This window comes from Streptomyces triticisoli (genome assembly GCF_003270085.1).
GTDB classification, from domain to species: domain Bacteria; phylum Actinomycetota; class Actinomycetes; order Streptomycetales; family Streptomycetaceae; genus Streptomyces; species Streptomyces triticisoli.
This window is the reverse complement of record NZ_QFDQ01000053.1, coordinates 1-13,322: the sequence shown is the minus strand read 5'-3', so window position 1 is coordinate 13,322 and position 13,322 is coordinate 1. Positions and strand designations below refer to the sequence as shown.

The 13,322-nt window shown below is 72.4% G+C and carries 10 protein-coding genes and 1 pseudogene; 7 read left to right on the top strand and 4 right to left on the bottom strand.

Annotated elements, in window-relative coordinates:
- Nucleotides 1-228 precede the first annotated feature (228 nt).
- Complete coding sequence (locus DEP02_RS09485) at nt 229-966, top strand: nitroreductase family protein (protein ID WP_112466897.1); 738 nt, start codon at nt 229-231, stop codon at nt 964-966.
- Between the two features lie 216 nt (nt 967-1,182).
- A pseudogene (locus DEP02_RS09480) lies at nt 1,183-1,578 on the top strand (NUDIX hydrolase); the annotation flags it as partial.
- Nucleotides 1,579-1,614: 36 nt separating this feature from the next.
- Here DEP02_RS09480 and DEP02_RS09475 read toward each other — a convergent pair.
- The gene (locus DEP02_RS09475; RefSeq protein WP_112466919.1) at nt 1,615-3,489 is read right to left on the bottom strand and encodes an ABC transporter ATP-binding protein; all 1,875 of its coding nucleotides are present in this window, start codon (nt 3,487-3,489) and stop codon (nt 1,615-1,617) included.
- Between the two features lie 156 nt (nt 3,490-3,645).
- On the opposite strand from DEP02_RS09475, the gene DEP02_RS09470 reads away from it, so the two are divergent.
- The 4 genes from DEP02_RS09470 to DEP02_RS09455 all read left to right on the top strand — a co-directional run bounded on the left by DEP02_RS09470 (nt 3,646) and on the right by DEP02_RS09455 (nt 9,694).
- A complete protein-coding gene (locus tag DEP02_RS09470; RefSeq protein ID WP_112466895.1) occupies nt 3,646-5,865 on the top strand; it encodes an NADP-dependent isocitrate dehydrogenase in 2,220 nt (739 codons plus the stop codon).
- Between the two features lie 437 nt (nt 5,866-6,302).
- On the top strand, nt 6,303-7,673 hold the full coding sequence (locus tag DEP02_RS09465; RefSeq protein ID WP_112466894.1) for a bifunctional o-acetylhomoserine/o-acetylserine sulfhydrylase: 1,371 nt from the start codon (nt 6,303-6,305) through the stop codon (nt 7,671-7,673).
- A 5-nt stretch (nt 7,674-7,678) separates the two neighbouring features.
- Complete coding sequence (metX, locus tag DEP02_RS09460) at nt 7,679-8,830, top strand: homoserine O-acetyltransferase MetX (protein ID WP_112466893.1); 1,152 nt, start codon at nt 7,679-7,681, stop codon at nt 8,828-8,830.
- Between the two features lie 66 nt (nt 8,831-8,896).
- Complete coding sequence (locus DEP02_RS09455; protein ID WP_232839036.1) at nt 8,897-9,694, top strand: N-formylglutamate amidohydrolase; 798 nt, start codon at nt 8,897-8,899, stop codon at nt 9,692-9,694.
- Nucleotides 9,695-9,709: 15 nt separating this feature from the next.
- Here DEP02_RS09455 and DEP02_RS09450 read toward each other — a convergent pair whose 3' ends face one another.
- From DEP02_RS09450 to DEP02_RS09440, 3 genes are read right to left on the bottom strand one after another with little or no spacing between them, the layout of a single operon-like run.
- Complete coding sequence (locus tag DEP02_RS09450) at nt 9,710-10,234, bottom strand: hypothetical protein (RefSeq protein ID WP_112466892.1); 525 nt, start codon at nt 10,232-10,234, stop codon at nt 9,710-9,712.
- Nucleotides 10,231-10,830 (bottom strand): RNA polymerase sigma factor, encoded by a 600-nt coding sequence (locus DEP02_RS09445; RefSeq protein WP_198668362.1) that lies wholly within the window; start codon nt 10,828-10,830, stop codon nt 10,231-10,233. Before DEP02_RS09445 ends, DEP02_RS09450 begins: the two co-directional genes overlap by 4 nt.
- Before the next feature lie 35 nt (nt 10,831-10,865).
- Nucleotides 10,866-12,302 (bottom strand): S8/S53 family peptidase, encoded by a 1,437-nt coding sequence (locus DEP02_RS09440; RefSeq protein WP_112466891.1) that lies wholly within the window; start codon nt 12,300-12,302, stop codon nt 10,866-10,868.
- Nucleotides 12,303-12,462: 160 nt separating this feature from the next.
- On the opposite strand from DEP02_RS09440, the gene DEP02_RS09435 reads away from it, so the two are divergent.
- Nucleotides 12,463-13,322 (top strand): tetratricopeptide repeat protein (locus DEP02_RS09435; RefSeq protein WP_500299037.1); only part of this gene is annotated, 860 nt, incomplete at its 3' end.

Here is a 13,322-nt window from a genome sequence, read left to right as displayed (position 1 = left end):
CATGTCACCCGCACCTCGGCTCCCTCGTGGGCGAAGCCGCTCATCGACTCCCGCTCACTTCACTTCGGCGCACTCTCGGGCACCGGAGCCGGGTGATCGCCCCTGAAGCACGCTGGCTGACATATTGTCATGAGTAGTCAGAATTTGGGCAGTTACGTTCCTCCGGCTCGGTGATGCAGGCGTGATCGGGTGGGCCGGCTTGGGCTCGAAGTCCCTACACTCACGATCATGACCACTGAAGTCACCCCTTCCAAGGCACCGGCCGGCGACGCCGCCGAACCGGCCCTCTTCGCGACCATGTCCACCATGCGGGCCATGCGGCGCCTCCGGCCCGACCCGGTGCCCGACGAACTCCTGGACCGGCTGATACAGGCGGCCGTCTGGGGCCCCAGCGGCGGCAACATGCAGCGCTACGAGTACGTCGTCGTCACCGACCCCACGGTCATGGCCGACCTCGCACCGCTGTGGAAGCGGTGCGTGGACGCCTACCTGGCCACGACCGGCAAGTACGCCCCCGCCGGCATGGACGAGGCCGCGTACGCACGCATGGTCGCCGCCATCGAGTACCAGCGCGACCACTTCGCCGAGACCCCGGCGCTGATCATCCCCTGCTACCGGTTCCCGGAGCCGAGGATCGAGGAGGAGGGCGTACGGCTCTACGCCGAGGCGCTCGGCGCCGAGGCGACGGCACGCATGGCGAAGATCCAGGAGCGCTTCAGCGCCCTCGCGGAGGGCTCCTGCGTCTACCCGGGCGTGCAGAACCTGCTGCTCGCCGCGCGGGGCCTGGGCCTGGCCGCCAACATCACCATCTGGCACCTGATGCTGGAGGACGAGTGGAAGGCGGCCCTCGGCATTCCCGAGGACATGAACACCTTCGCGGCCATCCCGGTGGGGTGGCCGCGCGGCAGGTTCGGTCCGGTGAGCCGCCGCCCGGTCGAAGAGGTCGTGCACCGCAACCGCTGGTAGGTCAACTGGTAGGTCACAGCTGCCGGGCCCTGGGCGGGGCAGAGCGCCCCGCCCAGGCACACGGTCGCGCCCCGGCTCCCGGCATTCAGGCCCCGTGGCGCGGCCCCTCCACCGGCGGCGGGTCCGGTACGGTCCGGTACTCGCCGCCGGAAGGAATGCATCTGTGATGGCACACCCCGCACCCGAACCGAGCCGGCCGACCTACGGCCAACGCCGGCCGGACCACGGTTACTCGCCTGGGAGCTGCCCGGCGGCACCGTCGAACCCGGAGAGTCCCTCCACGACACCGTCGTGCGCGAACTCGCCGAGGAAACCGGGCTCGTGGCACAGCCCCGGGACGTGAGGCTGCTGGGCACACTCGTCGACCACGTCGTCCGCGTCACCGTCGGCGCCGTCGTCACGGCGTGGCAGGGCGAGCCGTCCGACCAGCCGCACGAGAGCGTGGGCGGCTGGCGGTGGTGGGCCCTGGACGAACTGCCGCGGGGGCTGTTCGTGTGCAGTGCCCAGATCCTCACGTCCTGGCGCTCCGACCTGCCGCCCATCGACCACGCACCGGCGCACTTCACCCCGTACGCGGACCGGACACCGTCACTGCCGCCGCCCCCGCGGTGAGCGGGGGCGGCGGCCACCCGTGCCCTCCGGCGCTCCCTACGCCACCGCCTCCTCCGACCGCTGCTCGAACTGCGTGCGGTACAGCTCCGCGTACCGGCCGTCCGCGGCGAGGAGCTCGTCGTGGGTGCCGCGTTCGACGATCCGGCCCTCCTCGACGACCAGGATGAGGTCCGCGGTGCGGACCGTGGACAGGCGGTGGGCGATCACGACCGCGGTGCGGCCCTCCAGGGCCTCGGTCAGCGCCTCCTGGACGGCCGCCTCGGAGGTGTTGTCGAGGTGGGCGGTGGCCTCGTCGAGGATGACGACCCGCTGGCGGGCGAGCAGCAGCCGGGCGATGGTCATGCGCTGGCGTTCGCCGCCGGACAGGCGGTAGCCGCGCTCACCGACCACCGTGTCCAGGCCGTCGGGCAGGGAGTGGACGAGGTCGTCGAGGCGGGCGCGGCGCAGGGCGTCCCACAGCTCCTCGTCACTCGCCGAGGGGCGGGCCAGGAGGAGGTTGGCGCGCACCGAGTCGTGGAAGAGGTGGCCGTCCTGGGTGACCATGCCGAGGGTTGACCGCAGGGAGGCGAAGGTCAGGTCCCGTACATCGACACCGCCGACACGCACGGCGCCCTCGTCGACGTCGTACAGGCGGGGCAGCAGCCCGGCGATCGTCGACTTGCCGGCGCCGGAGGAGCCGACGAGGGCGACGGTCCGGCCGGGTTCGGCGCGGAAGGAGATGCCGCGCAGGACCTCGGCGCCGCCGCGGGTGTCGAGGGTCGCGACCTCCTCCAGGGAGGCCAGGGAGACCTTGTCGGCGGAGGGGTAGCCGAAGCGGACCCCGTCGAACTCGACCGCGACCGGGCCGTCCGGCACCTCGCGGGCGCCCGGCTTCTCCTTGATCAGGGGTTCGAGGTCGAGCACCTCGAAGACGCGCTCGAAGCTGACCAGGGCGCTCATCACCTCCACGCGCGCCCCGGCGAGCGCCGTGAGCGGCGCGTACAGCCGGGTCAGGAGCAGGGCCAGCGAGACGATCGCGCCCGGCTCCAGGGTGCCGCGCAGGGCGAAGAAGCCGCCGAGGCCGTAGACCAGGGCCAGGGCGAGGGACGACACCAGGGTGAGCGCGGTGATGAACGCGGACTGCGCGGTCGCCGTACGGATGCCGATGTCCCGCACCCGGCGGGCGCGGGCCGCGAACTCCTCCGACTCCTGCTCGGGGCGGCCGAAGAGCTTGACCAGGGTGGCGCCGGGGGCGGAGAAGCGTTCCGTCATGCGGGTGCCCATCGCCGCGTTCAGCGTGGCCGCCTCCCGCTGCATGCGGGCCATCCGGCTGCCCATCCGGCGGGCGGGAACCACGAACACCGGCAGCAGCACCAGTGCGAGCAGCGTGATCTGCCAGGAGAGGGTGAGCATGACGGCGAGGGTGAGCAGGAGGGTGACGATGTTGCTCACCACTCCGGACAGGGTGTTGCTGAAGGCCCGCTGGGCGCCGATGACGTCGTTGTTGAGGCGGGAGACGAGCGCTCCGGTACGCGTGCGCGTGAAGAACGCGACCGGCATCCGCTGCACATGGTCGAACACGGCCGTGCGCAGATCGAGGATCAGTCCCTCGCCGAGCGTGGCCGACAGGCGTCTGCCGAGGATGCCGAGGGCCGCCTCGGCCACCGCGATCAGCGCGATGAGCAGGGCCAGTCGTACGACCGTGCCCCGGTCGCCCCGCGACACGATCACGTCGACGACACGGCCGGCGAGCACCGGGGTCGCCACGGCCAGCAGGGCGGTCATCACCCCCAGGGCGACGAACAGCGCGATACGGCGGCGGTGGGGTCGGGCGAACGCGCCGATGCGGCGCAGCGTCGCGCGGGCGAGCGGGCGGCGCTCCTGCTGGGCGGTCATGACGCTGTGCAGCTGCGTCCAGGCGGTGGTTTCCATGCTCATGGGACAGAACCTAGGACCTCAAGCAACCTCGAGGTCAAGGCCGCGCCTCCGCGGTCGCTTCCCCGTCCGGGACAGGCCCCTGTCGAGTCACGGGCGCTCACGGGATATCTTGATGTCGAGTAATGTTGCAGACGTGGAGCGGAGCACCCGGTGACTGACTCGACCATCATCTACACCCACACTGACGAGGCCCCGGCCCTGGCGACGTATTCCTTCCTGCCGGTGGTCAAGGCCTACGCGGCTCAGGCGGGTGTCGCTGTGGAGACCCGTGACATCTCGCTGGCCGGCCGCATCATCGCCGTGTTCCCGGAGTACCTGACCGAGGAGCAGCGGATCGCCGACGCGCTGTCCGAGCTGGGCGAACTCGCCAAGACGCCCGAGGCCAACATCATCAAGCTGCCGAACATCTCGGCGTCGATCCCGCAGCTCAAGGCCGCGGTCGCCGAGCTGCAGGGCCAGGGCTACGCGCTGCCGGACTACCCGGACGACCCGAAGACCGACGAGGAGCGGGAGATCCGTGCCCGCTACGACAAGGTCAAGGGCTCCGCGGTGAACCCGGTGCTGCGTGAGGGCAACTCCGACCGCCGCGCCCCCGCCTCGGTCAAGAACTACGCCAAGACCCACCCGCACCGCATGGGCGCCTGGAGTGCCGAGTCCAAGACCAATGTGGCGACGATGGGTGTCGACGACTTCCGCTCCACCGAGAAGTCCGTCGTCCTCGCCGAGGACGGTGCGCTGCGCATCGAGCTGAAGGGCGACGACGGCTCCACCACCGTGCTGCGCGAGTCCGTGCCCGTCCTCAAGGGCGAGGTCGTCGACGCCTCCGTGATGCGCGTCGCCGCGCTGCGCGAGTTCCTGACCGCGCAGGTCGCCCGCGCCAAGCAGGAGGGCGTGCTGTTCTCCGTGCACCTGAAGGCCACGATGATGAAGGTCTCCGACCCGATCATCTTCGGTCACGTGGTGCGTGCCTTCTTCCCGAAGACGTTCGCGAAGTACGGCGAGGCGCTCGCCGCGGCCGGCCTGACCCCGAACGACGGTCTGGGCGGCATCTACAAGGGCCTGGAGTCCCTGCCCGAGGGCGCCGAGATCAAGGCCTCCTTCGACGCCGAGCTCGCCGAGGGCCCCGAGCTGGCGATGGTGGACTCCGACAAGGGCATCACCAACCTGCACGTCCCCTCCGACGTGATCGTCGACGCCTCCATGCCGGCCATGATCCGCACCTCCGGCCACATGTGGGGTCCGGACGGCCAGGAGCACGACGCGCTCGCGGTTCTGCCGGACTCCTCCTACGCGGGCGTCTACCAGGTCGTCATCGAGGACTGCCGGGCCAACGGCGCCTACGACCCGTCGACCATGGGCTCCGTCCCGAACGTCGGCCTGATGGCGCAGAAGGCCGAGGAGTACGGCAGCCACGACAAGACCTTCGAGATCCCGGTCACCGGCACGGTCCGCCTCGTCGACCAGGCCGGCAACGCCGTGCTCGAGCAGACGGTCTCGGCCGGCGACATCTTCCGCGCCTGCCAGACCAAGGACGCCCCGATCAGGGACTGGGTGAAGCTGGCCGTCACCCGCGCCCGCGCCACCGGCGACCCGGCCGTGTTCTGGCTGGACGAGGGCCGCGCCCACGACGCCAACCTGATCGTCAAGGTCGAGCAGTACCTGCCGGAGCACGACACCGAGGGTCTGGACATCAGGATCCTGTCCCCCGTCGAGGCGACGAAGCTGTCGGTGGAGCGCATCCGCCGCGGTGAGAACACCATCTCCGTCACCGGCAACGTGCTGCGCGACTACCTCACCGACCTGTTCCCGATCCTGGAGCTGGGCACCAGCGCCAAGATGCTGTCGGTGGTCCCGCTGATGGCGGGCGGCGGCCTGTTCGAGACGGGCGCCGGCGGCTCCGCGCCCAAGCACGTGCAGCAGCTGGTCAAGGAGAACTACCTGCGCTGGGACTCCCTGGGCGAGTTCTTCGCCCTGGTGCCGTCCCTGGAGCAGTACGCCAAGACCACCGGCAACGCGCGTGCGCAGGTCCTCGCCGACACCCTCGACCGGGCCACGGCGACGTTCCTGAACGAGAACAAGTCCCCGACCCGTCGCGTCGGCGGCATCGACAACCGCGGCAGCCACTTCTACCTGTCCCTGTACTGGGCGCAGGAGCTGGCCCGGCAGACCGACGACGCGGACCTGGCCAAGGCCTTCGCCCCGCTCGCCGAGACGCTCGCCGCGGGCGAGCAGACGATCGTCGACGAGCTGATCGCCGCCCAGGGCAAGCCGGCCGACATCGGCGGCTACTACCAGCCCGACCCGGCCAAGGCCGCCGAGGTCATGCGCCCGTCGGCCACCTGGAACGAGGCCCTGGCCTCCCTGGGCTGACCCGGGTGACACGGGAGACACGGGTGACCCGCCGGGCCTGACGCCCGGAGACCCGACGGTCCTCCACCCATCCGCCCCGACCGGCGCTCCGCCGGCCGGGGCGGACCCTTTTGTGACGGCTGTGTGGCGTATACCACCCGGCTCTGGCACTCCGCGGTGCACTGTGCTTACCTGGTCGCATGACCATGCTTGTGATCCGCCGCCACGTCGACTACGTACGTGTCACCAGCATGGGTTGTCGCCTTGCCGACTGACGTCCCCGCGAGTTGACGTTCCGCGAACCGGCATTCCGCTCCAGCGCGCCGGTCCTCCTTCTCGCTCTCCCCTCTCAGGTCACGCATGCGCTCGCGCTTGCCCGGGATGCCTCCTGCGGCACGCAGCGCACGGCACCTGGCATCTTGGCATCCGGCACCACCCCCCTTCGTACGAGGAGCACCATGAGCGACCCCGCCCAGCCCGTCGACGCCGTCACCGCCGGCCAGACGTCCGACGAGGCGCCCGCCGGGCCCGGCACCCCCGCCTGGTCGTTCGAGACCAAGCAGGTGCACGCCGGGGCCGCGCCCGACCCGACGACCGGCGCGCGGGCGACGCCGATCTACCAGACCACGTCGTTCGCCTTCCGGGACACGCAGCACGCCGCCGATCTGTTCTCGCTCGCCGAGCCCGGCAACATCTACACCCGTATCCACAACCCCACCCAGGACGTCTTCGAGCAGCGGATCGCGGCGCTCGAGGGCGGAGTCGCCGCGGTGGCGCTGTCCTCCGGGCAGGCCGCGGAGACGCTCGCGCTGCTGACCGTCGCGCGCGCCGGCGACCACATCGTGTCCAGTGCGTCGCTGTACGGCGGCACGTACAACCTGTTCCGGCACACCCTGCCGAAGTTCGGCATCGAGGTGTCGTTCGTGGACGACCCGGACGACCTGGACGCCTGGCGGGCGGCGATCCGGCCGAACACCAAGGCGCTGTTCGCGGAGACGCTGGGCAACCCGCGCGGCAACGTGCTGGACGTGCGGGCGGTCGCCGACGTGGCGCACACGGCGGGCGTGCCGCTGATCGTGGACAACACGGTGGCGACGCCCTACCTGCTGCGCCCCATCGAGTACGGCGCGGACGTCGTGGTCCACTCGGCGACCAAGTTCCTCGGCGGGCACGGCACCACGCTCGCGGGTGTCGTGGTGGACGGCGGCACCTTCGACTTCGGCGCGCACGCCGACCGCTTCCCGGACTTCACCGAGCCCGACCCCAGCTACCACGGTCTGCGCTACTGGCCGGCGCTCGGAGCGGGCGCGTTCGCCGCCAAGCTGCGGGTGCAGCTGCTGCGCGACCTGGGGCCGGCGCTGTCCCCGCACTCGGCGTTCCTGCTGCTGCAGGGCGTGGAGACGCTGAGCCTGCGCATGGAGCGGCACTCCGCCAACGCGCAGGCCCTCGCGGAGTGGCTGGAGCAGCGCGACGAGGTCTCGGCGGTCCACTACGCGGGACTTCCCTCCAGCCCCTGGTACGAGGCGGGGCGCACGTACCTGCAGCGCGGTGCGGGGGCGGTGGTCTCCTTCGAGCTGCGCGACGGGGTCGAGGCGGGCAAGCGGTTCGTGGACGGGGTGGAGCTGTTCAGCCATCTCGCCAACATCGGCGACGTACGGAGCCTGATCATCCACCCGGCGTCCACCACGCACAGCCAGCTGGACGAGGAGCAGCTGGCGGCGACCGGGACCGCGCCGGGCCTGGTACGGCTGTCGGTCGGCATCGAGAGCCTCGACGACCTCAAGGCCGACCTGGAGGCCGGCTTCCGCGCGTCCAAGGCGGCGCCCTGAACACCGTGACCGCCTCCCACGCGGACCCGCTCCCCCTCCCGCCGGCCTCCGGGGCCTGGCGGGAGGGGGATCCGCCGGGGCGCCGCCAGTGGCACAGCCTGCGTCGGCCGCTGCCGCTGGAAGCGGGGGGTGAACTGCCGGGCGTACGGCTGGCGTTCGAGACGTGGGGCCGACCGGCCCCGGACGGCTCCAACGCGGTGCTGGTGCTGCACGCGCTCACCGGTGACAGCCATGTCACCGGGCCGGCCGGGCCCGGTCATCCCACGCCGGGCTGGTGGGAGGGTCTGGTCGGGCCGGGCCGGGCGCTGGACACCGACCGGTGGTTCGTCGTCGCACCGAACGTGCTGGGCGGCTGTCAGGGCAGTACGGGACCGGCCTCGCCTCGGCCCGACGGAGCGCGGAGCTGGGGCGGGGCCTTCCCGTTCGTGACCCAGCGGGACCAGGTGGCGGCCGAGCGGGACCTGGCGGACGCGCTGGGCATCGACAGGTGGGCCCTGGTGGTCGGCGGCTCGATGGGCGGGATGCGGGCCCTGGAGTGGGCGGTGTCGTATCCGGAGCGCACGGGCTCCCTGCTGCTGCTCGCCACGGCGGCGGCGGCGAGCGCGGAGCAGATCGCCTGGGCGAGCGTCCAGCTGCACGCCATCCGCAGCGACCCGCACTGGCGCGGCGGCGACTACCACGACACCGGTCCCGGACCGCACGCCGGCCTGGGTCTGGCCCGCCGTCTCGCCCATGTCACCTACCGCAGCGAGGCCGAACTCCAGCTCCGTTTCGGCCGTGCCCCGCAGGGCACGGAGCACCCGTGGCACGGTGGCCGCTACCAGGTGGAGTCCTACCTCGACCACCACTCGGACAAGCTGGTAAGGCGGTTCGACGCGGCCAGCTACGTCGTCCTGGCCGAGGCGATGAACGCCCACGACGCCGGCCGTGCCCGGGGCGGTGTGCGCACCGCCCTGCGCCGGGTGACCGCCCCGACGCTGGTGGCCGGGGTCGACTCCGACCGTCTCTACCCGCTCGCCCAGCAGGAGGAGCTGGCCGCCGGCATCCCGGGCTCCGACCGCCTCCGGGTGATCGAGTCGTCGTGCGGTCACGACGGCTTCCTCGTGGAGACGGAGCAGGTGGGGGGGCTGGTCCGGGAGCTGCTGGGGGTGGGCTGAGCCGCGTTGTCAGTGGTGTGCGGCATGATCGAGGTGTCCTGTTCCTCGAGCCTCGGGAGCCCTTCCGTGCCCGACACCGCACCGTCCTTCGAACTCCTTCCCGGCGCCGGCGACTCTCCCGTGATCCTGCACGTGCCGCACTCGGCGCGGGAGATACCGGCCGACGTGCGGGCGGGGATCGTGCTGGACGACGGGGCGCTGGAGCGGGAGCTGGACCACATCACCGACTCGCACACCGCGCGGATCGCCGAGGTGGCGGCCGGGCTGGCCGGGGTGACGCCGTGGCGGTTCGTCAACCGGCTGTCGCGGCTGGTGGTGGATCCGGAGCGGTTCCCGGACGAGCGGGAGGAGATGCTCGCCGTCGGGATGGGCGCGGTGTACACGCGGACCACGCACCGGGGCGTGCTGCGGGCGGCGGACACCGACCCCGAGCCGCTGATCGAGCGGTACTTCCGGCCGTACGCCGAGGCCATGACCAAGGCCGTCGCGGACCGGCTGGCCGCGACCGGGCGGGCCGTGATCATCGACGTGCACTCCTACCCGAGCGCCGTGCTGCCCTATGAGCTGCACGGCGAGGGCCCCCGGCCGCCCGTATGCCTGGGCACCGACGCCTTCCACACTCCGCCCGAGCTGACGGAGCTCGCCCGCAGGGCGTTCGAGCCGTGCGGGGAGACGGGGCTGGACAGCCCGTTCAAGGGCGCCTACGTCCCGATGGAGTTCTACGAGAGCGACGCCCGCGTCGGCGCCCTGATGGTGGAGATACGCCGGGACACGTACATGGCCGAGCCGGGCGGTCCCGCGGGCTCCGGGCTGGACCGGCTCGCCGAGGCGCTGGCCGCCCTCGTCGACGATCTGGGCCGCTGATCTCGGCCGGCCCGGTCAGGCCCGCATCCACTGGGTGACCACGAGCTCCCCGCCCGCGCGCAGCCGCAGTGCGAACGGGCCGGAGGGCGGTGCGTCGCCGGTGAAGCGGCCCAGGTCGTCGGCGGTGAGCGCGGCGCCCGCCCGCGGGCCGCCCAGCACCTCGATGCGGGCCGGCTGCGGCGGCAGCAGCTGTCCCATCAGTCCGTCCCCGGTGACCTCGACGTCCACGGTCAGGTCACCGGCCTGGAAGGTCAGCATCCGCGGCGGGTCCGTCGCCCCCCTGACCGGGATGGCGTCGACGAGCGAGTCGAAGGTCAGCTCGGCGATGCGGGCGTCCAGGTCGTGCAACGCGTAGGCTTCCACGGCCAGTTGGAGCAGTTGGTCCGGGACGGGGTCGAGGATGGCCGCGGCCTGCCGCAACTCCTGCTCCAGCCGGCCCTCGTCCAACAGGCCCTCGTCCAACAGGCCCTCGTCCGGCTCGTCGTCGTACGAGCCTTCCTGGTGGTCCTGGCGGTTCCGGCGGTCCTTGTGGTCGCTCACGTCGTCCCCCGTGCGTCGAGTCGTGCGCGCAGGCGCCGCAGACAGCGCTGGCGCAGAGGTCCGATGCTGCCCACGGCGACCCCCAGCGCCGCGGACACCTCCTGGTAGCTGGGCGGCGGCGAGGCGATCAGCACGCGCAGCAACTGACGGCAGCGGTCGCCGAGTTTCTCGAACTCCTGCCACAGCCGGCGGATCCGCTCGCTCTGCGCGGCGGCCTCCTCGGAGTCGAGCAGCGACTGCTCCGGCGTGCTCTCCTCGCTCACCCGGTCCAGCAGCCGCGGATCGTCCGTCACCGTCAGCCGGCTCAGGCTCCGCAGCGTCTTCAGGCACTCGTTGCGCGCGGTACTCGCCAGCCACGAGCCCGCCTTGCCGGGTTCCCGGATCCGCCCGAGGTGCTGGGCGAAGCGGAACCAGACCGTCTGGTACACCTCGTGCCCGTCGGCGTCGGAGAGCCGGTGGGCGCGCACGACGGACCACACCAGCGGGCTGAGCCCCTCCACCAGCGCCTTCCAGGCCGCCGCGTCGCCGTCGACGGCGGACTGGACGAGCGCGCCGACTTCTGCACGGTCCACGATCTCACCCCTCGGATACGGCATGTCATGGTACGCCGCGGAGGGGACGGTTCCGGCCCTCATGCCGGCGGAGTGAGCCGGACGACGGGGACGGGACGCCAGGTGGGCGGGCGCAGCGCCGGCACGTGCGCCCCGCGTACTTCGGCGTACTCGGTCGTGGCCCGGAGCAGTTGACGCCGGGCCGCACGCGGGTCGCGCTCCTTGTGCGCCGTCATGTGGGCGGCGACCATGCCGGCGGCGACGGGGGTGGCGAAGGAGGTCCCGCTCCAGTGCGCGTACCCCTCGAACATCACCTGGTCCGGCTTGGCGGAGGCGGTCTCCTGTCCTTCGCTGAGCACACCGGTGTGGCGTGGGGACTGGCAGGTGCAGGCGTAGCCGAAGCCGTATCGGCAGGCGTCGTAGGTGGAGTGCTGGTAGACGTACGGCACGGGCGTCTCGAAGCCGGTGAGGGTGCTGGTCAGCCGCTCGCCGGGGGCGTACGCCTTCACCCAGGCGCCGTGGTTGCTGAAGCAGGCGCCGTGTTCGCCGTCGCCGCGCAGGGCGCCGACGGACAGCACGGAGCCGGCGTATTCGGGCAGGTCGGCGTAGGCGGCGGGCCAGAACGGGGTGGCGCTGCCGTTGTTTCCGGCGGCCGCCACGAGGAGGGTGCCCCGGGCGCGCAGTTCCCGCATGAAGGCGTCGACGCCGAGCAGTCCGTCGGTGCGGCCGTTGGATGTTCCGGCGGACAGGCTGATGATGTCGGGCCAGCCGCCGGCGTCGACGGCCTCGAAGAGTCTGTGCCCGAAGTCGGACTCCAGGATGGCCCCGGCGTCGTTGAGGGTGCCGCGCACGGTGATGTCGGTGTTGGGTGCGACGGCCGCGACCAGCCCCGCGATGAACGTGCCGTGGCCGACGTACTGCTGCAGGACTCCGGCGTCGTCGGTCTCTCTCACCTGGGCGTCGCCCTGGACGCGGGCCAGCAGCGGGACCGAGCGGTAGTCGTGCATGAGGCCGGTGTCGACGACGAGGACACCGACGGCGGTGTCCTCGTCGTAGGCGGTCTCGGCGGGCGCCGGGTTGGTGCCCCGGGCGAACGGGGCGGGCACGGGCTCGTCGCCGGGGCAGGCGTTGACCGCGATGGACACCACGTGGTTGCGGCTGACCAGCCGCCGTCCGGCCCGGCCCTCGGGCTCGCGCAGGGCGCGCAGCGCGTGGGCGACGGCACGGTCGCCGCCGCGGTCGTCGCGGCCCGGGTCGCCGACCTGGATGCGGGTGATGCCGGTGCGGTTGGTCTCGGGGCCCGCCCGGCGCACGCGGTCGGCCATCAGACCGGGCGCCTCGGTGAAGTGTGCGCGGACGGTGTCCTCCACGAGGCGGGCCTCCTCGCCGTCGCGGGCGAGGACGACGCCCTTCTCGTAGAGGAACTCGGCCGAGTCGTCCGGGCCCATCGCCAGCGGCACGTCCGGCATCGAGCGCTGGATCTGGTCGAACTGCTCGCGGAATCGCTGAGGTGCCATGGCGTGTCCTCCCGTTGGTGCGGTGGTTCGTCAGTCAGAGCCGAGTGGGGCTCACTTGATACAGCGTCAGGCCCGCCCGACGCGGTTACAGGGCCACCACCAGGCCACTACCATCCGACACGTGACAGTCCGAAGCGCCTCGGTCCTCGAACTGCTGCCCATGGTGTTCGCCGCCCCCGGCGAGGCCCTGGCGCGGGCCCGGGGGCTGCTCGACGCCGGTCCGCCGCCGCTGCACGGCTCCGTCGCCCACCAGGTGATCGGCATCTGGCAGCGTGACTTCGGCGACCTGCGCCTGGCGCTGTGGCATCTGCGGCGGGCCCGGGACCTGGCGGCGCGGGCGGACTCGGCCGAGCGGGAGGCCGACGTACTGGCCACGCTCGGGGTCGCGTTGGTGCACGCGGGGCGCACCAGGCAGGGGCTGGCGGCGTTCGAGCGCGGGGTCGCGCGCGGGACGGGACACACCCGGGCGCGGGTGCTGTACCGGCGGGCGTACGTGTGGTGGGTGCTGGGCCGGCACCGCGAGGCGCTGGAGGACGTACGGCGGGCGATTCCCGTACTGCGGCAGGCCGACGACGTGATCTGGACGGCGCGGGCGCTGACGCTGCGGGCCACCGTGCACCTGGCGCTGGGCGCGGTGGAGCGGGCCAACGCCGACTTCGCCGCGGCTCAGGCGCTGTGGGACACCACCGGCCAGGAGCACGACAAGGCCGACGCCGTGGAGAGCCGTGGCCTGGCGGCGTTCCGGGAGGGCGACATCCCGGCGGCGCTGCGGCTGCTCGACGAGGCCGAGCAGCGGTACGCCGGGCTCGGCACGCCGACGTTCATGCTCAGCATCCGGCGCTGCGAGGTCCTGATGGCGGCCGGGCTCGCCCCGGAGGCGCTGGCCGAGGCGGACGCGGCGATCGCCGAACTGGACGGCATCGGCGGCCAGTCGACCCGCAAGGCGGAGCTGCTGCTGGCCGCGGCGCGGGCCGCGCGGCCGGCGGGCGACCCGCACACGGCGATCGCGCGCGCCGCGGC